The following is a 22,773-nucleotide window of genomic DNA, read 5'->3' on the forward strand; positions in this document are numbered from 1 at the left end:
CTTGGAGACCACGTGAGCTTGATCGTGCAGAAGTTCGGCGGGTCCTCCGTCGCCGACGCGGAGAGCATCAAGCGAGTCGCCAAGCGCATCGTCGAGACCCGCAAGGCGGGCAACGACGTCGTCGTGGCCGTCTCCGCGATGGGCGACACCACCGACGAACTGCTCGATCTCGCGAACGACGTCACGCCCATCCAGGCGCCGCGCGAACTCGACATGCTGCTCTCCGCGGGCGAGCGCATCTCGATGGCGCTGCTCGCGATGGCGATCAAGAGCATGGGACACGACGCGCGCTCGTTCACGGGCAGCCAGGCCGGAATGATCACCGACGCCACGCACGGCGCCGCCCGCATCGTCGACGTCACTCCGGTGCGCCTGCGCGAGGCGCTCGACGACGGCGCGATCGTCATCGTCGCCGGCTTCCAGGGCTTCAGCCGCGAGTCGCGCGACATCACGACCCTCGGTCGCGGCGGCAGCGACACGACCGCCGTCGCGCTCGCCGCGGCGCTGAACGCCGACGTCTGCGAGATCTACACCGACGTCGACGGCGTGTTCACCTCCGACCCGCGCATGGTCAAGCGCGCGCAGAAGCTCGACCGCGTGACGAGCGAAGAGATGCTCGAGCTCGCGGCATCCGGGGCCAAGGTCCTGCACATCCGAGCCGTCGAGTACGCGCGCCGCCACGGCGTGACGCTGCACGTGCGGTCCTCGTTCAACAACAACGAGGGGACGATCGTCTACGACCCCTCGCGTCTTCCCGAAGGAGCAGCTGTGGAAGAGTCCGTCATCGCCGGAGTCGCGGTCGATCTGTCCGAAGCGAAGATCACCGTCGTCGGCGTGCCCGACAAGCCGGGCGTCGCCGCGAAGATCTTCAAGATCGTCGCGAACACCAACGCCAACGTCGACGTCATCGTGCAGAACGTGTCGGCGGCCACCACGGGGCGCACCGACATCTCGTTCACGCTGCCCAAGGCCGACGGCGAGCGGGCGCTCACCGCCCTCGCCAACGCGAAGGACTCGATCGGCTTCGAGTCGCTGCAGTACGACGACCAGATCGGCAAGCTCTCGCTCGTCGGCAACGCCATGCGCAGTGCGTCCGGCGTCTCGGCGAAGCTCTTCGAGGCGCTCTACGAGGCCGGCATCAACATCGAGATGATCTCCACGAGCGAGATCCGCATCTCGGTCGTCACCCGCGCCGACAGCGTCGCCGACGCCGCACGCGCGGTGCACACGGCGTTCGAGCTCGACTCCGACGTCGACGCGGTCGTGCATGGCGGCACCGGCCGCTGAGCGCGGGCCGCTGGGCCGCCTCGGCTGAACGAACGCAACCGAGCGGGCGAGCGGATGCCGCGGCATCCGTCTCACCGATCGCGAGAGCGGATGTCGCGACATCCGCTCCCTGCCGCAAATCAGGAGAAAGCTGCCAGAACAGGACGGTTCCTCGGATTCCGTCCTGATCCGGCGCCGTTGTCCTGCACACTGGAATGACGGCATCCGCCGGACGTACGGGCACGGCGCGAGCCGCGGCCCGCAGAGATGGGAATCACGCATGGCACAGGGAGTGAACATCGGCGTCGTCGGCGCCACCGGTCAGGTCGGCGCGGTCGTGCGCCGACTGCTCGAGGAGCGCGACTTCCCGGTCGCCTCGATCCGCTACTTCGCCTCGGCGCGCTCGGCCGGCACGACGCTGCCGTTCAAGGGCGAGCAGATCGTCGTCGAAGACGCCTCGACGGCCGACCCGACGGGCCTCGACATCGCGATCTTCTCCGCCGGTGCGACGCTCTCGAAGGCGCAGGCCCCGCGCTTCGCCGCGGCGGGCGTCACGGTCGTCGACAACTCCAGCGGCTGGCGCATGGACCCCGAGGTCCCGCTCGTCGTGAGCGAGGTCAACCCGCACGCCATCGACGAGGCCGTCAAGGGCATCATCGCCAACCCGAACTGCACCACGATGGCGGCCATGCCGGTGCTCAAGGTGCTGCACGACGAGGCCGGCCTCGAGCGCCTCATGATCTCGACGTACCAGGCCGTGTCGGGCGCGGGTCTCGCCGGCGGCGAAGAGCTGCTCGAGCAGGCGCGCGCCGCGGTCGCGCAAGACGCGATCCAGCTGGTGCACGACGGCCGCGCCGTCGAGTTCCCCGAGGCGTCGAAGTTCCCGCGCACGATCGCGTTCGACGTGATCCCGCTCGCCGGCTCGATCGTCGACGACGGCGACCTCGAGACCGACGAAGAGAAGAAGCTCCGCAACGAGAGCCGCAAGATCCTCGAGCTGCCGGGCCTCCGCGTCGCGGGCACCTGCGTGCGCGTGCCGGTCTTCACGGGCCACTCGCTGTCGATCCACGCCGAGTTCGCGAACCCGATCACGCCCGAGCGTGCGACCGAGCTGCTCTCCGACGCCCCCGGCGTCGCCCTCAGCGACGTGCCCACGCCGCTGCAGGCGGCCGGCACCGACCCGAGCTACGTCGGCCGCATCCGTCAAGACCAGTCGGCCGCCGACGGCAAGGGCCTCGTGCTCTTCGTCTCGAACGACAACCTGCGCAAGGGCGCGGCCCTGAACGCCGTGCAGATCGCCGAGCTCATCGCGGCGAAGCTGCCGGCGGCGGTGTAGCAGCCTCGTTCAGCACAGCGGATGCCCCGTGGCCGATCATCGGCCACGGGGCATCTGTTCATGTCTGCCGGATTCGGATTTCTGGCGTCACGCCGTGGATTCGCTGCGGTCATGCCGGCGCGTCGCAGAATCTCCGAATCTGGCAGACATGCCCCGCGGCATCCGCTCGCTCGTGGCGTGTGCGGCTCAGCCCTGCGGGATCGCCGCGACCACGTCGATCTCGACGAGGATGTTCGCGAGGCGCGAGCCGACCGTGGTGCGCACGGGGTACGGCTCGGTGAAGAACTCGGCGTACGCCACGTTGTACTCGGCGAAGTCGGCGAGGTCCTCGAGGTGCGCGGTGACCTTCACGACGTCGTCGAACGTCAGGTCGTACTCGGCGAGCACGGCGCCGATGTTGCGCAGCACCTGACGGGTCTGCTCGGCCGCGCCGCCCTCGACGACGAGGCCGGTCGCCGGGTCCTGCGGGCCGAAGCCGGCCGTGTACAGGAAGCCGTTCGCGACGACGCCGTGGCTGTAGGGGCCGGCGGGCTTGGGCGCGTTCGAGAGGGTGACGGCGGTCTTGGACATGGTTCCTCCAGTGGGGGTTTCGGTGGTGCGGTGATTCGGATCGGACAGGTCGGCGGTCGGCGGGTCGGCAGGTCGGCAGGTCAGCGGGTCGGCGAGTCGGAGCCGGCCGGCGGGCCGGCGAGCGAGGGCGTCACGCGATCTCGGCCGAGATCGCGGCCGAGGCCTCGCGCACCGCGGGCAGGAACGACTTCAGCCGGTCGAGGTCGGCGACCACGCGCACGGCGGTGACCGAGATCGCGCCGACGACGCCGAGCGGGCTGTCGATGGGCACGGCGAGGCAGTTGACGTACGGCTCGAACTCGCGGTCGTCGGTGGCCCAGCCGCGGGCGCGCACGCGCACGAGCTCGTCGTCGAGGCGTTCGCGCGTGGTGATGGTGAGGTCGGTGAAGCGCTCCCACGTGACGCCGTCGAGCAGGGCGTCGCGTCGCGGCTCGTCGAGGTTCGCGAGGATCGCCTTGCCGACGGCGGAGCAGTACGGGATCACGGACTTGCCGATGCGCGAGTACATGCGCACGCCCGACTCGTCTTCGGCCTTGTCGACGTAGACGATCGAGCGATCCATGAGGGCGGCCAGGTGCACGGTGTTGCCGGTGCGGCGCTGCAGGCGGCGCACGTGCTCCGCGCCGGCCTCGCGCAGGTCGAGGGAGTCGAGCGCCTCCTTCGAGAGGGCGGCGAGCCGGGTTCCGAGGCTGTAGCGGCCGGTGCTGCGGCGGCGCACCCAGCCGACCTCCTCGAGCGCCTGCAGTTCGCGGAACATCGTCGAGCGGTGCAACGAGAACTGCTCGGCGAGCTCGGCGACGGTGCGCGGGTCGGCCGCGATCGCCTCGATGATGCGTGCGGCGCGGGTGACGGACTGCGACATCTCAGGCCCCTCCTGCCGTGATCGGGGTCTCGATGTGCTTCGCCGGTCGACCGACGGTGGGCGAGCGACGGATGCCGCGACCCGGCGTCGCCGCGGTGAGTCGGCCGCCCTCGAGCACTGGCACGCCGGCGACGAGCACGTCGTCGATGCCCTCGGCGAGGGCGAGCGGGTCGTCGTAGGTCGCGCGGTCGGCGACGCGGGAGGGGTCGACGAGCACGAGGTCGGCGATGGCGCCGGTACGCACCCGCCCGCGGTCGCCGAGTCCGAACCGGTCGACGGCCCGAGTCGAGACCAGGCCCGCGGCATCCGCCCACCCCATGGCCCCGCGCGAGACGACGAGCATGCGCAGGTAGCGTGCGAACGAACCGCGTGCCCTGGGGTGCGGATGCGCCCCGATGAAGATGCCGTCCGAACCCCCGAGAGCCCGCGGATGCGACAGGATCGCGGCGAGGTCGGCGTGGCCGCGCGCGTACCGCACGGCCATCACGACGTTGACCTCGAGGCGTGAGGCGGCGAGCACGTCGAGGGCGAACTCGGCGGGGCTCGTGCCCGCGCGGGCGGCGGCGGCGCCGATCGGGAGACCGTGCGCCCAGGCGAACTCGGGCGCGGCGATGTGCGCGAGCGTGAGCATCTCGGGCCAGTCGGGGCCGAGGCTCGGGTAGTCGACGATCGTCGGGAACCACTCGTCGAGCAGGCGCCGGCGCTCGGCCGGGTCGGCGATGACGGCGAGCACCTCGGCCGTCGGGCGCACCGTGAGCCAGGCGGGCAGCACCGGCATCGCGAGGATCGAGCAGCCGCGCGTGTACGGGTACGCGTCGAACGTGGCGTCGATTCCGGATGCCTCGAGCCGGCCCATGAGCTCGTGCACGATGGGCGGTTCCGCGTGGAAGTGCGACACGTGCACGGCGACGCCGGAACCGGTCGCGATGGCCTGGATCTCGGCGATGCCCGCGGCGGAGTTCGCCTCGTAGCCGCCGCGCATGTGCGACACGTAGACGCCGCCCGCGGCGGCGACGGGCTCGGCGAGGCGCGCGAGCTCCTCGGTCGTGGCGAAGACGCCCGGCACGTAGTCGAGCCCCGTCGAGAGTCCGAGCGCGCCCTCGGCGAGGCCGACGGCCACGAGGGCGAGCATCGCGTCGCGCTCGGCCGGCCCCGCGGCATCCGTCGATCGCCCGCAGACGAGGTCGCGCAGCGTTCCCGCGGGCACGAGCACGCCCTGGTTCAGCGGCGTCGTGCCGTCGTACGAGGCCAGCAGCGAGCGGATGCCTCGGCCGTCGTAGCCCGGATGCGGTCCGTTGATCGCGGCGAAGTACTCGCTCGCGTAGGCGCCGTCGCCGGGCGCGTACGAGACGCCGTCCTGCCCGCCGATGACCGTGGTCACGCCCTGACGGAGGAGCGCGAGCTGCACCTCGGGGTCGAAGATGCGGCCGTCGGCGTGCGCGTGCGCGTCGACGAATCCGGGCAGCAGCAGGCGACCGGCGCCGTCGATCACGTGGGCGGCATCGGCGTCGGGAGTCGTGCCGCGCGGTTCGAGGCGCGCGATGCGCTCGCCGCGGAGCACGACGTCGACGGGGTCGGCATGCTCGGCGCCTGCGGGGCGACCGCCGGCTGGGCTGCCGCCTGCCGCACTGTCGCCGTCGATCGGCACGACGTCGCGGATGATGCGCAGCGTGTCGCCCGTCGCGCCGCCCAGCGCGTCGCCCGTCGTGCCGGCCCTCGTCTCACCCATCAGAAGAACGTCCGCACGAGGTCGACGACGAGATCGCTGCCGGCGTGCTCGACGACGGGCAGCCAGCGTCGCTTGTCGAACGCGGTGCACGGGTGCGAGAGGCCGAGCGACACGACGTCGCCGACCGCGACGGGCAGCGCGGTGGCGGGCGCATCGGCGCGCAGGAACGCGTGCTGGTCGTTCAGGGCGGTGACGGATGCCGCGGCGAGCGACCGCTCGGACTCGCCGGCCGCCATCGCGCCGAGCCTCGTCGAGACCCCGAGCGGCACCGGCAGCCCCTCGTCGTACGGGAAGTCGCGCTTGCCGCCGTCGAGCAGCGCGAGGCCCGGTTCGGGGTGCGAGACGACGCGCGCGTAGCCGCGCATCGCGGGCACGAGCGGGCGGCGGGCGGGGTCGTCATGCGCGTCGGGGGTCGCCTCTGCGGTGCCGAACCGGCCCGCGTCGAGCGGCGAGATGCCGCGGTAGAAGCCCTGGTCGTGCAGCAGCGACGCCCCCGAGCGGAGGATCCAGCGCGTGCCGCCCCCTGCTGCGGCATCCGCCTCGATCGTCGGACCGAAGACGTCGGCGACGAGGTCGAGGTAGGCGCTGCCGCCCGCCGTGACGATGAAGCCGTCGGATGCCGCGAGCCCGAGGTCGAGCACGGTCTCACGGAGCTCGACGAGGTCGCCCAGGTAGTCGCGCACGGCCGCGAGCGCGACGGGCGAGCGATCATGGCCGAGGCTGCCCTCGTAGCCGGAGACGCCCGCGAGGCGCAGCACGGGGGAGTCGGCGACGCGACGCGCGAGCTCGAGCGCGGCATCGAGCGAGCGGGCGCCCGTGCGCCCGCCGGGTGCGCCGAGCTCGACGAGCACGTCGATCGGGCGGGGGAGCGCGGCGGCCCCGGCGCCGGCTTCGGCTTCGGCCGAGGCGTCGGCGAGCCCTCGCTCCATCGCCTCCACGGTCTGGACCGAGTCGGCCCAGCAGCAGAACGCGAGGTCGGGATCGGCGAGTTCACCCGCGATCCAGGCGAGAGCGGCGGGCGCGACGAGCGCGTTCGCGAGCATGATCGACCCGACGCCGAAGGTGCGCGCCGTGCGCACCTGGCCGGGGGTCGCGAGGGTGATGCCCGTCGCTCCGGCGTCGAGCTGCAGCTGCCAGAGCGCGGGCGACATGGTCGTCTTGCCGTGCGGCATGAGTTCGAGGCCGTGCGAGATCGCCCACGCCTGGATCGTCTCGGCGTTGCGGTGCAGGGCCCCCGCGTCGAGTACGGTCAGTGGCGTCCAGAACTCGTCGAGTCGCGGCTTCGTCGCCAGGAACTCCGCGACGGTGAGGCCGTCGGCGCGCGCCGGCAGGCCGGTGTCGGCGCCCGACAGCACCTCGTCGGCGAGGTCGGCGATTCGGCGTGGCATCCGCTGCTCCTCAGGTTCTCGTCGTCTTCGCATCGTCTTCGCGGCGATCCCTCGTCATCGCGAGTGTTGCATATGTTGCAACCGGCTTGCGCCGTATCTGCACACCGTTCAGCATAGGGGGCGTGACCGCACGCCCAGAAGTCCTCACCGTCGGCGAGACCATGGTGCTCGTCGCGCCGACGATCGCCGAGTCGATCGAGCATGCGACGAACTTCCACCTCGACGCCGGCGGCGCCGAATCCAACGTCGCATCGCATCTCGCCGCGCTCGGCACGCCTGCAGCATGGGCGAGCGCCGTCGGCGACGACGCCCTCGGCCGCCGGCTCGTGCGACAGCTCGCCGACCGCGGCGTCGACACGTCGCTCGTGCGGCGCGACCCGGCCGCGCCCACGGGGCTCTACGTGAAGGACCCCGGAAACGGCGTGCTGTACTACCGCGCCGGATCCGCGGCCTCGCGCCTCGACGCCGGCTTCGCCGAGGCGCTGCCGTTCGACGGCCTCCGGCTCCTGCATGTCTCGGGCATCACGCCCGCACTCTCCGCCTCGTGCGATGCTCTGATCGACGCGCTCATCGACCGTGCCGCTGCGCACGACGTTCTCGTGAGCTTCGACGTCAACCACCGGCGACCGCTCTGGCCGTCGACGGATGCCGCGAGCCGGCGCCTGCTCGAGCTCGCAGCCCGTGCCGACCTGGTGTTCGTCGGCCTCGACGAGGCGCAGGGGCTGTGGGGCACGTCGACTCCGGCCGACGTGCGTGCGCTCCTGCCGCAGCCGCGCCTGCTCGTCGTCAAGGACGGCGCCGTCGGGGCCACCTCGTTCGAGCGCGAGCCCGTCGACGATGGCGGTGTCGGCGACGGCACGACCGGCCCGACCGGCCCGGTCGTCGACAGCGAGGTGCACGAGCCCGCGCTCGTCGTCGCCGCCGTCGAACTCGTCGGGGCCGGCGACGCCTTCGCCGCCGGATACCTCCACGCCCTGCTCGCCGGGGCGCCCGCCGCCGAACGACTCAGATCGGGGCACGCGCGCGCCGTGCTCACCATCGCCGATACGGCCGACTTCCCGAGAGGCACCCTGTGACCACGAACCCGACCACGAACCCGACCCCCGCCCCGGCCCCCGGCTCGGGCTCTGCCTCGGCCGCCGTCTCCAACGCCGAGTTCGACGAGATCTTCGCCGGACGCCCGCTCATGGCGCTCTTCCGCGGGCTCGGCGAGGCCAGGAGCCTCGAACTCGCCCGCACGGCGTGGGGGCTCGGCATCGACCTCGTCGAGCTGCCCATCCAGTCCGAAGCGGATGTCGCGGCACTCGCCGCCGTCGCCGAGGCCGGCCGTGCCGAGGGGCGCCTGATCGGGGCGGGCACCGTGCTGACCGCCCGGCACGTCGAGCTCGCGGCATCCGCGGGGGCCGCATTCACCGTGAGCCCGGGCTTCGACCCCGACATCGTGCGCGCCTCGACCGCGGCCGGACTCCCGAGCCTGCCCGGCGTGGCGACCGCGACCGAGGTGCAGGCGGCCCTGGCGCTCGGCCTCACCTGGATGAAGGCGTTCCCGGCCTCGGTCATCGGCACCGACTGGTTCCGGGCGATGGCGGGCCCGTTCCCGACAGCCCGCTTCGTCGCGACCGGCGGCATTGACGCGTCGAACGCCCGCCGCTTCCTCGACGTCGGCGTGCGCACGGTCGCCGTCGGATCCGCACTCGAGGACCCCGAGCAGCTGCCCGCGCTCGCCGCGCTGCTCGCCTGACGCGCGACGGCCCCTCGCCGCCCGGCCCGCTCGCCTGAGCCGCGACGACCCTTCGCCGCCCGCGCGGCACGTTGCGCCGGGTGGGCGAAGTCGTTCCCTCTTGGCGACTCTGCCACTGACAACAGATTCGTATCAGTAGCAGGGCGGTGACCGACGTGACCGCCGCGGGCCGGCGTCGGCAGCGCGAGGTCACTCCTCATCGGCGGCTCCGACACTGATGCTGCAGCGGGGTCAGTGTCGGAGTCGCAGGGCCGGTGACTCCGGTGTACGCCGGGCCGCAGAAAACGCCGGGCCGCAGCATTCTTCGGCGTGGGGCCTGAAAACCATGCTGATCAGGTGGTTCGGCGTGCCCCCGTGCGCCTTGCGGCCGCGTGCCGGTCGCCGGTTGAAACACGGTCGTCGCGCCGCCGAAACAAAAACAAAAAAGACTCTTTCCAGTTACCTTCTTTTCTGTTAGGTTCCCTTACAGTCACGCCGGACAGATCCTGCACCACAGCGGCGTCACACTGCACCTTCCACGCAACGAAGCACTGAAAGGAACGACGCAACGATGAACCGAACCAAGCGTTCGACCGCCCTCGCGCTGGCTGCCGGCGCGGCAGCCCTCGCACTCGCCTTCACGGGCTGTGCTCCCTCGTCAGACGACGGCGGGTCCTCTGACAGCCAGGCCGCCCTGCGCGTCTGGGCCGGCAGCCAGACCCCCATCACCGCGAACTTCAACCCGTTCGCACCCACCGTGCTGCACGCGGCACTGGGCCCGATCTACGAGACCCTGTTCTTCTTCAACAAGACGGCCGACGAGGCGCCCACCGGCCTCATCGGCGACTCGTTCGAGTTCAACGAGGACGGCACCGTCCTGACCGTCAAGCTGAAGGACGGCGTCAAGTGGAACGACGGCGAGGCCTTCACGGCCGACGACGTCGTGTTCACGTTCGAGTACGAGGCCAACGCCTACACCGACAAGGGCCTCGTCAGCGCCGAGGCGACCGACGACACCACCGTCGTGCTCACGTTCGACAGCCCCCAGTACACGCGCGAGTTCGCGATCCTCGGCTCGACCTGGATCCTGCCCGAGCACATCTGGAGCGAGGTCGACGACTTCGCCACCTTCACCGACGAGAACCCGGTCGGCACCGGCCCCTACGTGGTCGACTCGGTCACCGAGGCCTCGTACACCGTCGTCGCGAACGAGAACTACCGCGAAGAGGGCAAGCCCGCCGTCAAGAAGGTGCAGTACATCGGCCTCGACGCGAACCAGTCGGCCCAGGACCTGTTGAGCGCGGGCGAGCTCGACTGGACCGGCATGTTCATCCCGAACCCCGACGACGTCACCTCCAACGGCATCATCTCCACGATCAACACGCCGCAGGACCCGACCGTGCTCTACACCTGCGCGAACGTCGACCTCGGCTGCGCCGGTGAGCAGACGGATGTCGCGGTGCGCCAGGCGCTCAACGTGGCCATCGACCGCTCGACCATCAAGGAGAAGGCGTTCGTGGGCCTCACGGGCGACATCTCGCCCACCTTCGCGCTGCTCCCGCGCGACGAGAAGTGGCTCGCCGACCCGGCGAACGCGGTCAGCCCGCAGTCGCCGAACGTGGCCGAGGCGGGCTCGATCCTCGAGGCAGCCGGCTACACCAAGGACGCCGACGGCTTCTACGGCAAGGACGGCGCCCCCATCGAACTCGACCTCATCTCGGTCGACGGATGGACCGACTACAACGACGCCGCGAAGCTCATCGCCGAAGAGGCGGCCGCAGCCGGCATCAAGGTCAACGCCTCGACCGTGCAGTGGCAGGAGTTCTCCGACGCACGCCAGACCGGCCAGTACGAGCTGATCATGGGCGGCGTCATCGGCACCTCGGTCGCCGACCCGTACCAGATCTACAACGACTGGTTCTCGGGCGCCTCGACGGTCAAGGTCGGCGAGCAGCTCGCACCGGGCACGTGGAACTTCAGCCGGTACGACAACCCGATCGTGAACGCCGCCGTCACCGCGGCCGCGGCCACGAACGACGAGGCGGCCAAGCAGGCCGAGTACGCCAAGATCCAGACCGAGATCGTGCGCGACCTGCCCTACATCCCGCTCGTCATCAACGCCACGCAGACCTTCACGAACTCGAAGGACTACACGGGCTGGCCGACCGAGAGCGACCTCTACGCCTTCCCGCCCGCATGGGGCGCGTCGGCCGCAGGCGTCATCCTCGCGAACCTGACGCCCGCGAAGTAACCCCCACACTGCCGGAACCCAGCACCGAGCCCGAAGAAGAGCACACCCGATGAAGTTCTACGCACGACGGATCACGATCTACCTCGTGACCCTGTGGGCGACGATCTCGCTCAACTTCCTCCTCCCGCGGCTGATGCCCGGGGATCCCGCCGAAATCCTCATCGCGAAGATGCAGCGTGCCGGCGAGGTCTCCGAGACCACCATCCGCAACATCAGGCTCATCCTGGGTTCCGGCAGTGACGTTCCCCTCTGGGAGCAGTACCTCGGCTACTGGGGTCGGTTGCTTCAGGGAGATCTCGGCATCTCCGTGACGAAGTACCCGACCCCGGTGACCGAGCTCATCGCCAACGCGCTGCCGTGGACGCTCGTGCTCGTCGGACTCTCGACGGTCATCGCGTTCGTGCTGGGGGTCGGCATCGGCGCCTGGGTCGGCTGGCGCCGCGGCACGTGGGTCGACCACCTCGTGCCCGGCACGACGGTGCTGCAGTCGATCCCGTACTTCTGGCTCGCCCTCATCCTCGTGGCCGTGTTCGCGGTGAACCTGCGCTGGTTCCCGATCTTCGGCGGCTACGACGTGTTCGCCTTCCCGAGCGGCCCGGAGTTCAGCTGGGCGTTCCTCAGCGACGCGATCTACCACGGCATCCTGCCCGCGATCACGATCGTGCTGAGCTCGGTCGGCGGCTGGCTGTTCGGCATGCGCAACATGATGGTCGCGACGCTCAGCGAGGACTACATCATCACGGCCGAGGCGAAGGGCCTGCGACCGGGCCGCATCCTCAAGGCCTACGCCTCGCGCAACGCGGCGATCCCGTCGATCGCCGGCTTCTCGATCACGCTCGGCTTCGTCGTCGCCGGGTCGATCGTCATGGAGCAGGTCTTCACCTACCCGGGTGTCGGCAAGCTCATGTTCCAGGCGGTGCAGAACAACGACTACGCGCTCATGCAGGGCGTCTTCCTCGTGATCACCATCACCGTGCTGGCCGCCAACTTCCTCATGGACCTCGTCTACGGATTCATCGACCCGAGAGCACGTCACAATGCCTGAGCCGCACGCCGCCGTCGACGAGGCCGTCGTCGACCGCACGCAAGAAGACACGTTCGTCGCCCCGATGGGCATCATCAGCTCCGTTCCCGAAGACGGCCGCGAAGAGGCCGAGGCCGCGAAGCGCGGCATCCGTCGACGCATGCCGAAGCTGACGCTCAAGCTCGCGTCGGGTCTCGTGCTCGTGGTCGGCATCACCCTCTTCGGCATCATCGCCCCCTTCTTCACGCAGAGCCCGACGTTCAGCGGCAACCCGTCGCTGCAGCCCCCGAGCGCCGATCACTGGCTCGGCACCACCAAGCTCGGCTACGACGTGTTCGCCCAGCTCGCGCAGGGCACTCGTGGCTCGTTGCTCATCGGCATCGTCGCCGGCAGCATCGCCCTCGTGTTCTCGGTGCTGTTCGGCGTGCTCGCCGGATACCTCGGCAACTGGTCCGACGAGATCCTCTCGCTCGTGACGAACATCATGCTCGTGATCCCCGGCCTGCCGCTCGTCATGGTCATCGCCACCTACGTGCCCGGCCGCAGCTGGCTGCTCGTGGCCATCGTGCTCGGCATCACCGCGTGGGCGGGGCCGGCCGTGGTGCTGCGAGCGCAGTCCAGGTCGCTCAGGGCCCGGGAGTACGTCGCCGCCTCGCGCGTCGCCGGCGAGCGCACGCACCGCATCATCCTCGTCGAGATCCTCCCGAACCTGCTGCCGCTGCTGACCGCGCAGTTCCTCTTCGCGATCATCTTCGCGATCCTCGGCGAGGCCGGGCTCTCCTACCTCGGCCTCGGCCCGACCGGCTCCATCACCTGGGGCACCATGCTGAACGACGCGCAGACCGGCCAGGCCATCGGCACCGGCGCGTGGTGGTGGTTCGTGCCGCCGGGCCTCATGATCGCCCTGCTCGGTGCGGGTCTGTCCCTCATCAACTTCAGCATCGACGAGATCATCAACCCGAAGCTCCGCATCGCGCCGGAGTACACCCGCCGCGTGCGCAAGGCCGCGCGCGAAGGCCGCGGCATCGCCGTCGAGGGGAGCATCGCATGACCGCCGCAGAACCGGTTCGCACCGACGCCGTGCTGACCGCGACGAACGTCTCGATCGAGTACCTCGTCGACCCGCCCGTCGAGGCCGTGAAGAACGTCTCGCTCACGCTGCACCGGGGCGAGATCCTCGGCCTCGCCGGCGAGTCGGGCTGCGGCAAGTCGACGCTCGCATACGGCCTGAACCGCCTGCTCAAGCCGCCCGCGATGATGAACTCGGGCGAGGTCGTCTTCCACGACCGCGACGGCCACGACATCGACGTCGTCGGCCTCGACGGCGAGCAGCTCCGCGCGTTCCGCTGGGACAAGGTGTCGATGGTGTTCCAGGGCGCGATGAACTCGCTGAACCCCGTGCTCAGCGTCAAGGAGCAGCTCGACGACGTGTTCCGCACGCATCGTCCGAAGATGCGCAAGGCCGAGCGCGTCGCTCGCAGCCGTGAACTGCTCGAGCTCGTCGGCGTCGACCCCGACCGGCTCACGAGCTTTCCGCACGAGCTCTCGGGCGGCATGCGCCAGCGCATGATGATCGCGATGGCGCTCGCCCTCGACCCGCAGGTCATGATCATGGACGAGCCGACCACGGCGCTCGACGTCGTCGTGCAGCGCGGCATCATCCGCGAGATCATGCGCCTGCGCGAGCGGCTCGGCTTCGCCGTGATCTTCATCACGCACGACCTGCCGCTGCTCATCGAGATCAGCGACCGCATCGCGGTCATGCTGCGCGGCGAGATCGTCGAGCTCGGCACGGCCGACGAGATCTACCGCCACGCGCAGCACGACTACACGAAGAAGCTGCTCGAGTCCTTCCCGAGCCTTCGCGGCGACCGGGGCGACTTCATCCGCACGGGCGCCATGCCCGTGGCATCCGCCCTGACGACGAGCACGGAGGCCGTATGACCCAGCCGATCGCGAGCCTCGAGGCCCGCAACCTCGTCAAGGACTTCCGCCTGCGCAGCGGGCTCACCTTCTCCACGCTGCACGCCGTGAAGGATGTCTCGTTCACGCTCGAGGCGGGCAAGACCATCGCCCTCGTGGGCGAGAGCGGCAGCGGCAAGTCGACCATCGCCCGCATGATCGCGAAGCTCGAGACCCCGACGAGCGGCGGCATCCTGCTCGACGGTGCGACGAGCGGCACCCGTGGGCGGGCGCTCGCCGCCTACCGCGGCGACGTGCAGATGGTCTTCCAGGACCCGTTCGCCTCGCTGAACCCGTTCCACTCGATCGAGCACCACCTCGAGCGCCCGATCCGCATCCACCACCCCGAGCTCGGGCGCGACGAGGTGCGCGACCGCGTGCTGTCGCTGCTCGAGCGCGTGCGGCTGACGCCGGCGACGCAGTTCGCCGAGCGCCGACCGCACGAGCTCTCGGGCGGGCAGCGGCAACGCGTCGCCATCGCGCGGGCCCTCGCGCCCGGAGCCCGGTTCATCGTGGCCGACGAGCCCGTCTCGATGCTCGACGTCTCGATCCGGCTCGGCGTGCTGAACCTGCTCGCCGCGCTGCAGCGCGAGGAGCGCCTCGGCGTGCTCTACATCACGCACGACCTCGCCACCGCGAGGCACTTCTCCGACGAGATCCTCGTGATGTACCGTGGCGAGATCGTCGAGCGGGGGCCGGCCGACACCGTCATCCTCGATCCGCAGCACGACTACACGAAGCGGCTCCTCGAGGCGGCCGCCGATCCCGAACGGCTCGGCGCCCTGCGCGACGAGGTCCGAGACGCGGGCTGACCGCGGCGCCGAGAACCAGAGGCCGAAGACCCGCCCGAGATCCCGCCCGATGACCGAGACGATGAACGAGACCGTGCGACCGCTGCCGCCGCAGCAGAGAGGAGAGACCGTGAGCCAGATCGACCCCGGCACGCCCACCTGGCTGCGTGCGCACAACGACCGCACCGCGTTCCGGCTGCTGCTCGAGCACGGACCGCTGACGAGGGCCCAGCTCGGCGCCCTCTCGGGCATGTCCAAGCCCACGGCGGCGCAGATGCTCGCGCGGCTCGAGCGCGTCGAGCTCATCCGCCCGGTCGGCGAGGTCTCGGCGGGCCGCGGGCCCAACGCCGTGAGCTACGGCGTGCGCGACGACCGCATCACCGGCGTCGCGGTGAGCATGCTCGCCGACGCGATCCACGCGGTCGTCGTCGACGCGAGCGACGCCGAGCATCCGATCGCCGAGATCCGGTTCGACGACGCCGGGCGCACCCCCGAGTCCGATGTGCGCCGGGCCGTTGAGGCGGCGTGCGCGGCGGCGGGCGTCGACGTGGCGACCGTGAGCAACGTCGTCGTCGGCGTGCAGGCCGCGGTCAACGTCGCGGGCGACACGCTCTCGCTCACCGACACGCTGCCCGGCTGGCCGGCGACCGGTGCCCGCGAGCGCATCGAGCAACGGCTGGGCCTCACCGTCGTGCTCGAGAACGACGTGAACCTCGCGGCCATGGCCGAGCGGGCCTCCGGGGTGTCGGCGGATGCCGCGACCTCGGTGCTGTTCTGGATCGGACACGGTCTCGGCATGGCGCTCGACTTCGGCGGCACCGTGCACCGCGGTGCGGCCGGAGGCGCGGGCGAGGTCGGATACCTCTCGGTGCCCCGCAGCGCGGGTGACATCGAGCCCGGTGCCGACGACCTGACGGCGGTGGTCGGCGGGCGCGTGGTCGCGCGCCTGCTCGGGGCGGGCGCAGGCGAGGGCCTCGGCGACGTGCTGCACCGGCTGCCCGACGACGAGGCGGCGCTCGACGCCGTCGCCGACCGGGTCGCGGTCGCGCTCGAGTCGATGCTCGCGATCGTCGATCCCGACCTGGTGGTGCTCGGCGGACCCACCGGATCGATGGGCGGCGACGCTCTCGCCGATCGGGTGTCGGCGCGCATCGACCGTCAGTCCCATCCCGATCTCGTGGTGCGATCGAGCGGCACGGGCGACCAGCCGGTGCTCTCGGGCGCACGGCGCCTGCTCGTCGAGCGCATCCGCGACCTGCTCGAGGCCCGCATCAACCCCGCCGCCTGATCCGCCGGGCGGCGCGACGCACGCCGCCCGATCCGACCGCCCGCTGCTCCGACGCCTCGTCGGCGCACCTTCGCCGATGCCGCGCGCCCGCACTGCGGCATCCGCTCGCCCTGCCCGCTCGCCCCGCCGACCGACATCGACTCAGACACGCACACCAGCACCGACCTCAGGAGGACGCATGAAGCTCACGATCGTGGGTGGCGGCTCGACGTACACACCCGAACTCATCGACGGATTCGCGCGGCTGCGCGACGTGCTGCCGATCGAGGAGGTCGTGCTCGTCGACCCCGACGAGCGGCGTCTCGCCCTCGTCGTGGGCATGTCGCAGCGCATGTTCGCGCACGCCGGCCACCCGGGTCGCGTGACGGGCACGAGCGACCTCGTGGCGGGCGTCGCCGATGCCGATGCGGTGCTGATCCAGCTGCGGGTGGGCGGACAGGACGCCCGGCATGCCGACGAGACCTGGCCGCACGAGGTCGACTGCATCGGTCAGGAGACCACGGGGCCGGGCGGCCTCGCCAAGGCGCTCCGCACGGTGCCGGTCGTGCTGCGCATCGCGGAGGTCGTGCGCGAGCATGCGAAGCCCGACGCGTGGATCGTGGACTTCACGAACCCGGTCGGCATCGTCACGCGCGCGCTGCTCGAGGCCGGGCACCGGGCCGTCGGGCTCTGCAACGTCGCGATCGGGTTCCAGCGCCGGTTCGCGGCGCTCTTCGAGGTCGAGCACGACCGCGTGCAGCTCGGGCACGTGGGCCTCAACCACCTCACCTGGGAGCGCAGTGTGCAGGTCGACGGCCGCGACGAGCTGCCGAGCCTGCTGCGCGACCGGTTGGCCGAGCTCGCCGGCGACGTGCACCTGGCGCCCGAGCTCGTCGCCCAGCTCGGCGCGCTGCCCTCGTACTACCTGCGCTACTTCTACGAGCACGACGAGGTGCTGCGCGAGCAGCTGACCTCGCCGACGCGCGCCGAGGCCGTGCAGGCCATCGAGCGCGAGCTGCTCGCGCTCTACGCCGACCCGTCGCAGCGGGTGAAGCCCGCGGCGCTCGAGGGGCGCGGCGGCGCCTTCTACTCGGAGGCGGCGATCGAGCTGCTCGCCGCGATGCGCGACGACGCCGGCCGCCCGCGCGTCGTCAACCTGCGCAACGACGGGGTGCTCCCGTTCCTGCCCGACGACCACGTGATCGAGGTGCCGGCGGTGTTCCGCGGCGGCCGCTTCCACGCCGAGCCCGTCGAGCCCCTCGCCGACGACCTCCGGGGCCTCATCGCCTCGGTCGCCGGATACGAGCGGCTCGCCCTCGACGCGGCCGTGCACGGCGGGCGCGACCGCGTGCTGCGCGCGATGCGGGCGCATCCGCTCGTGCTGCAGCACGACCGTGCCGAGCGCCTCACCGACCTGTTGCTCGCCGAGAACGCGCGCTTCCTGGAGTGGGCATGAGCGGCGCGCGCGACGCGATCGTCGTCGCCGTCGACGGCGGCGGATCCAAGACCGACGCCGTCGCCCTGACCCTCGACGGCCGGGTCGTCGCGCATCGCCGCGGACCCGGTTCGAGTCCGCAGCTCGAGGGGCTCGCGGCATCCGTCGCCGTCATCGACGAGCTCGTGACCGCGGTCGCCGGCGCGCACCCCGTCGTGCAGATCGACCTCTACCTGTCCGGCCTCGACCTGCCGATCGAGATCGAGCGGTTCCGCGAGGCGATCGGATGGCTGTCGTGGGCCTCGCCCTCGGCCGTCGTCGACAACGACCTGTTCGCCCTGCTCCGCGCGGGAACGGATGCCCCCGACGCGGTCGCCGTCGTCTGCGGCACCGGGGTCAATGCCGTCGGCCGGCGAGCGGATGGCGCGACCGCGCGGTTCCCGTCGCTCGGCGGCATCTCGGGGGACTGGGGCGGCGGGTACGGGCTCGGCGAGCAGGCGCTCTGGTTCGCCGCCCGCGACCTCGACGGCCGAGGATCGCCGACGGCGCTCACCGACGCGATCGCCGGAGCGCTCGAGGCGGCCTCGCTGCCGGAGCTCATCGAGGACCTGCACTTCGGGCGGCGGCCGATGACCGAGCTCTCGAAGCTGGCTCCGGTCGTCTTCGAGGCCGCGCGGGCCGGCGACGAGGTGGCCGCATCGCTCGTCGACCGTCAGGCCGACGAGATCGTCGCCTTCGCGAGGGCCTGTCTCACGCGACTCGACCTGCTCGACCATGCGGTGCCCGTCGTGTTGGGCGGCGGCATCGTGCGGTCGGGAGACCCCCGGATGCTCGGGCGCATCGAGACGGGGCTTGCCTCGATCGCGCCGGCGGCGAACCTCGAGTTCTTCGCGAGCGCGCCGATCATCGGTGCGGCGCTGCTCGCGCTCGAGGCCGGGGGAGCCGGACCCGACGCACTGCTGCTGGCCCGCGACGACGTCGCGGCGGCCACGGGTGCGTCGGTGCCGGTGGGGGGCTGAACGGCCGCGCGCGTGGGGCTGCGCGGCCGTTCAGTATTCGCGACGCTGCCACTGATACGTACTTATTCTCAGTGGCAGAGTCACGACAGACGCACGCCGACTCTGCCACTGATGCTCCAGCGGGGTCAGTGTCGGAGTCGCCATGCACACGCACCCTGAGGCTCGGAGCCGGGCTGTCTCGACGTCGAGCGGTCGTGGTCCGAGGCCCCGTTCACGGCGCATAGACTGGAATCCGTGAACTCAGAGGAAACCGTCGACGTCGTGCTCATCGGCGGGGGCATCATGAGCGCGACGCTCGGATCCCTCATCTCGAGGCTTCAGCCCGACTGGTCGATCCGCGTCTACGAGCGTCTCGGCGAGGTCGCGCAGGAGTCCTCCAACGCATGGAACAACGCGGGCACCGGCCACGCCGCGCTCTGCGAGCTGAACTACATGCCCGAGAACGCCGACGGCACGGTCAGCGCCGCCAAGGCCGTCTCGATCAACGAGCAGTTCCAGATCAGCCGCCAGTACTGGGCGCACCTCGTGTCGATCGGCGCCCTGCCCGAGCCGCACAACTTCATCAACTCCACGCCGCACATGACGTTCGTGCGCGGCAAGGCGAACATCGAGTACCTGAAGAAGCGCGTCGACGCACTGAAGGATCAGCCGCTGTTCCCCGACATGGAGTACACCGAAGACCTCGAGCGCATCGCCGAGTGGACCCCGCTCCTCGCGAAGAAGCGCAACCCGAAGCAGAAGATCGCCGCGACCCGCATCGTCGCGGGCACCGACGTCGACTTCGGCGCGCTCACGAAGTACCTCCTCACCGACATCGAGAACCGCGGGGCGTCGATCCAGACCAACCACCAGGTCACCCGGCTCAAGCGCCTGAAGGACGGCACCTGGCGGCTGCGCCTGAAGCACCTGGTCGGCGGCACGCCCAAGACCGTGAACGCGAAGTTCGTCTTCGTCGGCGCCGGCGGCGGCGCCCTCGCCCTGCTGCAGAACTCGGGCATCCCCGAGATCAAGGGCTTCGGCGGGTTCCCGATCTCGGGCCAGTTCCTGCGCACCACGAACCCAAAGCTCGTCGCCCAGCACCAGGCGAAGGTCTACGGCAAGGCCGCCGTCGGGGCACCGCCGATGTCGGTTCCGCACCTCGACACCCGCGTCGTCGACGGCGAGACCGCGCTGCTCTTCGGGCCCTACGCCGGCTTCACGCCGAAGTTCCTGAAGACGAGCACGTGGTTCGACCTGCCGTTCTCGATCCGGCTGCACAACCTCGGCCCGATGATCCAGGTCGGCCTGAAGAACTTCGACCTCGTCAAGTACCTCGTCTCCGAGCTCATGGCCTCGCGCGAGAAGAAGATGCAGGTGCTGCGCGAGTTCATGCCCACGGCGAAGACCGAGGACTGGGAGCTCATCACGGCCGGCCAGCGCGTGCAGGTCATGAAGAAAGATCCCGAGAAGGGCGGCGTGCTGCAGTTCGGCACCGAGGTCATCACGGGCGCCGACGGCACCATCGCGGGCCTGCTCGGCGCCTCTCCCGGCGCCTCCACGGCGGCGCCGATCATGCTCGACGTGCTCGCGCGCTGCTTCCCCGACCGCATGGCCGAATGGGAGCCGCGGCTCCGCGAGATGATCCCGAGCTACGGCACGCAGCTCTCGGGCGACGCCGCCACCGCCGAGGCGTCGACCGCCGCCACGGCCGAGGCGCTGCAGCTCACGGCCTGACGCCCGCCACGCGGCATCCGGCCGGCTCCGCGGTTCGTGCGCCCCGAGGCATCCGACACGCCCGGGCGTGCATTCGCGCGCGCCCTCTGCTATCGTCGATCCCGCTATGAAGTGAGTACACCCCATCGTCCCGCGCCTGAGGCGCCGTAGACCACGGGTGTGCACCTTCCACTGATCGCGACGGTGATCGCGTGCACCCATCTCGGCAATGCCCGGCGGGACCCACACTCCGCTCCCGGGTCGTCGGCGCTGCTGCGCGCACGCGGCGGTTCCGGCGGTGCATCGCTCGACCTGCCGCCCCTGGCGCAGCATCTGTCGACGACCCGGGGGCATTCGTGAAAGGGCGTCCGCATGGCGGTACACGTCTCGAATTCCAGCTACCTGCGCGCCGACGGACTGTCGGCCGCCTACCCCGCGCGTCGCGTGTTCAGCGATCTCGGATTCACCGTCTCACCGGGCGAACGACTCGGCCTCATCGGCGAGAACGGCGTGGGCAAGTCCACGCTGCTGCAGCTGCTCGCCATGCCGGCGAGCGTACCCGCGAGGCCGCCGACGAGTCATCCCGCGAGCCCGCCGACGAGCCACTCCGCGAACGAACCCGGCAGCGACCCTGGCGACGGCGAGCGAGCGGATGCCGCGAGCCACCGCATGCCCGCCGCCTTCGACGCCCTCGTGCAGGGCCGCATCAGCCGGCCGGCGCGCACTGGCCTGCTCACGCAGGAGCTCCCGTTCGCGCCCGACGACCTCATCGGCGCCGTGCTCGAGGACGCCCTCGGCGAGGTGCGCACGATCGAGCGCGAGCTCGACGAGGCGGCGGCGGCGCTCGCCGACCCGGCCGTGGCCGGCGACGAGGGCCGCGCCGAGGCATCCGCCGCTCGCTACTCGGCCGCGCTCGACGCCGCCGAACGCGCCGACGTCTGGAGCGCCGAGTCGCGCCGCGACGAACTGCTCGCCGGGCTCGGCGTCACAGGGCTCGGCCTCGACCGCCGCATCGACGAGATGTCGGGCGGGCAGCGCAGCCGGTTCGCGCTGGTGGCGCTGCTGCTGCGCGCACCTGACGCGCTGCTGCTCGACGAGCCGACGAACCACCTCGACGACGACGCGGCGGCCTTCCTCGAGGGCCGGCTGCGCGCCTGGCGCGGGCCGGTGCTCTTCGCGAGCCATGACCGCGAGTTCCTGGATCGTGTCGCGACCGGGCTGCTCGACCTCGATCCGGGGCGGCAGGGGGCGCTGGCCGTGGCCGGGGGCCGAACCGGCGACGGCAGGCGGGGCAGCGCGCGGCAGGGCGGCAGCGAGGGCAACGCCGGTGCGACCCGCGACGACGCGCTCGCGGCATCCGGTGGCACGGTGTTCGGAGCGGGGTTCAGCGAGTTCCTCGCGGTCAAGGCCGAGGAGCGGGCGCGCTGGCAGCGCCAGTACGAGGCCGAGCAGCAGGAGCTCACGCGCCTGCGGGCGGATGTCTCGGGCGGCGGCTCGGCCCGCTCGGTGGCGCACGGGCGCGCGGCGACCGACAACGACAAGTTCATCCGGCACTTCAAGGGCGAGACCGTGGACCGCACGATCTCGCGGCGGCTGCGCAACACCGAGCAGCGCCTCGCGACCCTCGAGCGCGAGCAGGTGCAGCGGCCGCCGAAGCCGCTCGCGTTCGCGGGAATCCCGTCGGGGTCGCAGGCGTTCGACGACGAGTCGGGCCTGCTGCTGAACCTGTCGGACGTCGCGATCGACGGCCGCCTCGACGTGCCGTCGCTGCAGGTGGCGCCGCTCACGCGGCTGCTCGTGACGGGCGCGAACGGGGCGGGCAAGTCGACCCTGCTGAACGTGCTCGCGGGTTCGCTCGCATGCGAGCGCGGATCCGTGCAGCGCCGCAAGGGCCTGCGCGTGCAGCTGCTCGAGCAGGACGTGCGCTTCGCCGATCCGGATGCCTCGCCGCGGCGCGTCTACGAGCGCATCGTGGGTGCGCGGCGGGCGGAGCAGGTGCCGCTCTCGGGGCTCGGGCTCATCGCCCCGCGCGACGCCGACCGCCCGGTCGGCACGCTCTCGGTCGGGCAGCAGCGACGGCTCGCGCTGGCGCTCGTGATCGCGCGGCCGCCGCATGTGTTCCTGCTCGACGAGCCGACGAACCACCTCTCGCTCGCGCTCGCGACCGACCTCGAGGAGGCGCTCGGCACCTACCCCGGCGCGGTCGTGATCGCCAGTCACGACCGGTGGCTGCGGCGGCGCTGGGCGGGGGAGACCCTCGAGCTCGCCGCGGGCCGCCCGGTCGGGGCCGTGGTCGCGGCCTGACGCACGAGCTCGGCGCGGGCCGCCCGGTCGGGGCGGTGGTCGCGGCCTGACGCTCGAGCTCGGCGAGCGGATGCCGCGACGAGGAGCTGCTCGTCGTGGCATCCGCTCGTCGTACTCGTCGTGGCATCCGCCGCTCAGCCGAGGTCGGCGCAGCGAA

Annotated in this window: 18 protein-coding genes; 14 read left to right on the forward strand and 4 right to left on the reverse strand. The window is 71.4% G+C overall.

What is annotated here, in order from left to right:
* Nucleotides 1-12 precede the first annotated feature (12 nt).
* Together AC3IPY_RS05270 and AC3IPY_RS05275 are read left to right on the forward strand one after the other, a co-directional pair.
* On the forward strand, nt 13-1,287 hold the full coding sequence (locus tag AC3IPY_RS05270; protein ID WP_489187164.1) for an aspartate kinase: 1,275 nt from the start codon (nt 13-15) through the stop codon (nt 1,285-1,287).
* Between the two features lie 259 nt (nt 1,288-1,546).
* Nucleotides 1,547-2,602 carry an aspartate-semialdehyde dehydrogenase gene (locus AC3IPY_RS05275; RefSeq protein ID WP_489187165.1) on the forward strand — a complete coding sequence of 352 codons (1,056 nt, stop codon included), beginning with the start codon at nt 1,547-1,549 and terminating at the stop codon, nt 2,600-2,602.
* 186 nt (nt 2,603-2,788) lie between these two features.
* Here AC3IPY_RS05275 and AC3IPY_RS05280 read toward each other — a convergent pair whose 3' ends face one another.
* From AC3IPY_RS05280 to AC3IPY_RS05295, 4 genes are all read right to left on the reverse strand, one after another.
* On the reverse strand, nt 2,789-3,172 hold the full coding sequence (locus AC3IPY_RS05280) for a RidA family protein (RefSeq protein WP_489187167.1): 384 nt from the start codon (nt 3,170-3,172) through the stop codon (nt 2,789-2,791).
* Between the two features lie 130 nt (nt 3,173-3,302).
* On the reverse strand, nt 3,303-4,034 hold the full coding sequence (locus AC3IPY_RS05285; protein WP_489187169.1) for an IclR family transcriptional regulator: 732 nt from the start codon (nt 4,032-4,034) through the stop codon (nt 3,303-3,305).
* 1 nt (nt 4,035) lies between these two features.
* Complete coding sequence (locus AC3IPY_RS05290) at nt 4,036-5,763, reverse strand: N-acyl-D-amino-acid deacylase family protein (RefSeq protein ID WP_489187171.1); 1,728 nt, start codon at nt 5,761-5,763, stop codon at nt 4,036-4,038.
* Nucleotides 5,763-7,151 carry a type III PLP-dependent enzyme domain-containing protein gene (locus AC3IPY_RS05295; protein ID WP_489187173.1) on the reverse strand — a complete coding sequence of 463 codons (1,389 nt, stop codon included), beginning with the start codon at nt 7,149-7,151 and terminating at the stop codon, nt 5,763-5,765. Before AC3IPY_RS05295 ends, AC3IPY_RS05290 begins: the two co-directional genes overlap by 1 nt.
* Nucleotides 7,152-7,273: 122 nt before the next feature.
* Between AC3IPY_RS05295 and AC3IPY_RS05300 the strand changes: the two genes are divergently transcribed.
* From AC3IPY_RS05300 to AC3IPY_RS05355, 12 genes are all read left to right on the forward strand, one after another.
* On the forward strand, nt 7,274-8,227 hold the full coding sequence (locus AC3IPY_RS05300) for a sugar kinase (RefSeq protein ID WP_489187175.1): 954 nt from the start codon (nt 7,274-7,276) through the stop codon (nt 8,225-8,227).
* Nucleotides 8,224-8,892 carry a bifunctional 4-hydroxy-2-oxoglutarate aldolase/2-dehydro-3-deoxy-phosphogluconate aldolase gene (locus AC3IPY_RS05305; RefSeq protein ID WP_489187176.1) on the forward strand — a complete coding sequence of 223 codons (669 nt, stop codon included), beginning with the start codon at nt 8,224-8,226 and terminating at the stop codon, nt 8,890-8,892. The genes AC3IPY_RS05300 and AC3IPY_RS05305 overlap by 4 nt, the downstream gene beginning before the upstream one ends.
* A gap of 550 nt (nt 8,893-9,442) precedes the next feature.
* Entirely contained in the window at nt 9,443-11,122 is a 1,680-nt protein-coding gene (locus AC3IPY_RS05310) for an ABC transporter substrate-binding protein (protein ID WP_489187178.1), read from the forward strand.
* Nucleotides 11,123-11,171: 49 nt separating this feature from the next.
* Complete coding sequence (locus AC3IPY_RS05315) at nt 11,172-12,167, forward strand: ABC transporter permease (protein WP_489187180.1); 996 nt, start codon at nt 11,172-11,174, stop codon at nt 12,165-12,167.
* On the forward strand, nt 12,160-13,197 hold the full coding sequence (locus AC3IPY_RS05320) for an ABC transporter permease (protein ID WP_489187181.1): 1,038 nt from the start codon (nt 12,160-12,162) through the stop codon (nt 13,195-13,197). Before AC3IPY_RS05315 ends, AC3IPY_RS05320 begins: the two co-directional genes overlap by 8 nt.
* Entirely contained in the window at nt 13,194-14,090 is an 897-nt protein-coding gene (locus tag AC3IPY_RS05325) for an ABC transporter ATP-binding protein (protein WP_489187182.1), read from the forward strand. Before AC3IPY_RS05320 ends, AC3IPY_RS05325 begins: the two co-directional genes overlap by 4 nt.
* On the forward strand, nt 14,087-14,920 hold the full coding sequence (locus AC3IPY_RS05330; RefSeq protein WP_489187183.1) for an ABC transporter ATP-binding protein: 834 nt from the start codon (nt 14,087-14,089) through the stop codon (nt 14,918-14,920). The genes AC3IPY_RS05325 and AC3IPY_RS05330 overlap by 4 nt, the downstream gene beginning before the upstream one ends.
* 49 nt (nt 14,921-14,969) lie before the next feature.
* Entirely contained in the window at nt 14,970-16,187 is a 1,218-nt protein-coding gene (locus AC3IPY_RS05335; RefSeq protein ID WP_489187185.1) for an ROK family protein, read from the forward strand.
* Between the two features lie 178 nt (nt 16,188-16,365).
* A complete protein-coding gene (locus AC3IPY_RS05340; RefSeq protein ID WP_489187186.1) occupies nt 16,366-17,622 on the forward strand; it encodes a family 4 glycosyl hydrolase in 1,257 nt (418 codons plus the stop codon).
* Nucleotides 17,619-18,620 carry an N-acetylglucosamine kinase gene (locus AC3IPY_RS05345; RefSeq protein WP_489187187.1) on the forward strand — a complete coding sequence of 334 codons (1,002 nt, stop codon included), beginning with the start codon at nt 17,619-17,621 and terminating at the stop codon, nt 18,618-18,620. Before AC3IPY_RS05340 ends, AC3IPY_RS05345 begins: the two co-directional genes overlap by 4 nt.
* Before the next feature lie 234 nt (nt 18,621-18,854).
* Nucleotides 18,855-20,333, forward strand: coding sequence for a malate:quinone oxidoreductase (locus tag AC3IPY_RS05350; protein WP_489187188.1), 1,479 nt, complete (start codon nt 18,855-18,857; stop codon nt 20,331-20,333).
* 351 nt (nt 20,334-20,684) lie between these two features.
* On the forward strand, nt 20,685-22,616 hold the full coding sequence (locus tag AC3IPY_RS05355) for an ABC-F family ATP-binding cassette domain-containing protein (RefSeq protein ID WP_489187190.1): 1,932 nt from the start codon (nt 20,685-20,687) through the stop codon (nt 22,614-22,616).
* The last annotated feature ends 157 nt before the right edge of the window (nt 22,617-22,773 follow it).

It is taken from the genome of Agromyces sp. GL_144 (genome assembly GCF_057834305.1).

Coding starts and splice junctions, on each gene's coding strand:
- AC3IPY_RS05275 (WP_489187165.1), top strand. CDS start 1,547: ATGGCACAGGGAGTGAACATCGGCGTCGTCGGCGCCACCGGTCAGGTC.
- AC3IPY_RS05280 (WP_489187167.1), bottom strand. CDS start 3,172: ATGTCCAAGACCGCCGTCACCCTCTCGAACGCGCCCAAGCCCGCCGGC.
- AC3IPY_RS05285 (WP_489187169.1), bottom strand. CDS start 4,034: ATGTCGCAGTCCGTCACCCGCGCCGCACGCATCATCGAGGCGATCGCG.
- AC3IPY_RS05290 (WP_489187171.1), bottom strand. CDS start 5,763: ATGGGTGAGACGAGGGCCGGCACGACGGGCGACGCGCTGGGCGGCGCG.
- AC3IPY_RS05295 (WP_489187173.1), bottom strand. CDS start 7,151: ATGCCACGCCGAATCGCCGACCTCGCCGACGAGGTGCTGTCGGGCGCC.
- AC3IPY_RS05310 (WP_489187178.1), top strand. CDS start 9,443: ATGAACCGAACCAAGCGTTCGACCGCCCTCGCGCTGGCTGCCGGCGCG.
- AC3IPY_RS05315 (WP_489187180.1), top strand. CDS start 11,172: ATGAAGTTCTACGCACGACGGATCACGATCTACCTCGTGACCCTGTGG.
- AC3IPY_RS05320 (WP_489187181.1), top strand. CDS start 12,160: ATGCCTGAGCCGCACGCCGCCGTCGACGAGGCCGTCGTCGACCGCACG.
- AC3IPY_RS05325 (WP_489187182.1), top strand. CDS start 13,194: ATGACCGCCGCAGAACCGGTTCGCACCGACGCCGTGCTGACCGCGACG.
- AC3IPY_RS05330 (WP_489187183.1), top strand. CDS start 14,087: ATGACCCAGCCGATCGCGAGCCTCGAGGCCCGCAACCTCGTCAAGGAC.
- AC3IPY_RS05335 (WP_489187185.1), top strand. CDS start 14,970: ATGACCGAGACGATGAACGAGACCGTGCGACCGCTGCCGCCGCAGCAG.
- AC3IPY_RS05340 (WP_489187186.1), top strand. CDS start 16,366: ATGAAGCTCACGATCGTGGGTGGCGGCTCGACGTACACACCCGAACTC.
- AC3IPY_RS05345 (WP_489187187.1), top strand. CDS start 17,619: ATGAGCGGCGCGCGCGACGCGATCGTCGTCGCCGTCGACGGCGGCGGA.
- AC3IPY_RS05355 (WP_489187190.1), top strand. CDS start 20,685: ATGGCGGTACACGTCTCGAATTCCAGCTACCTGCGCGCCGACGGACTG.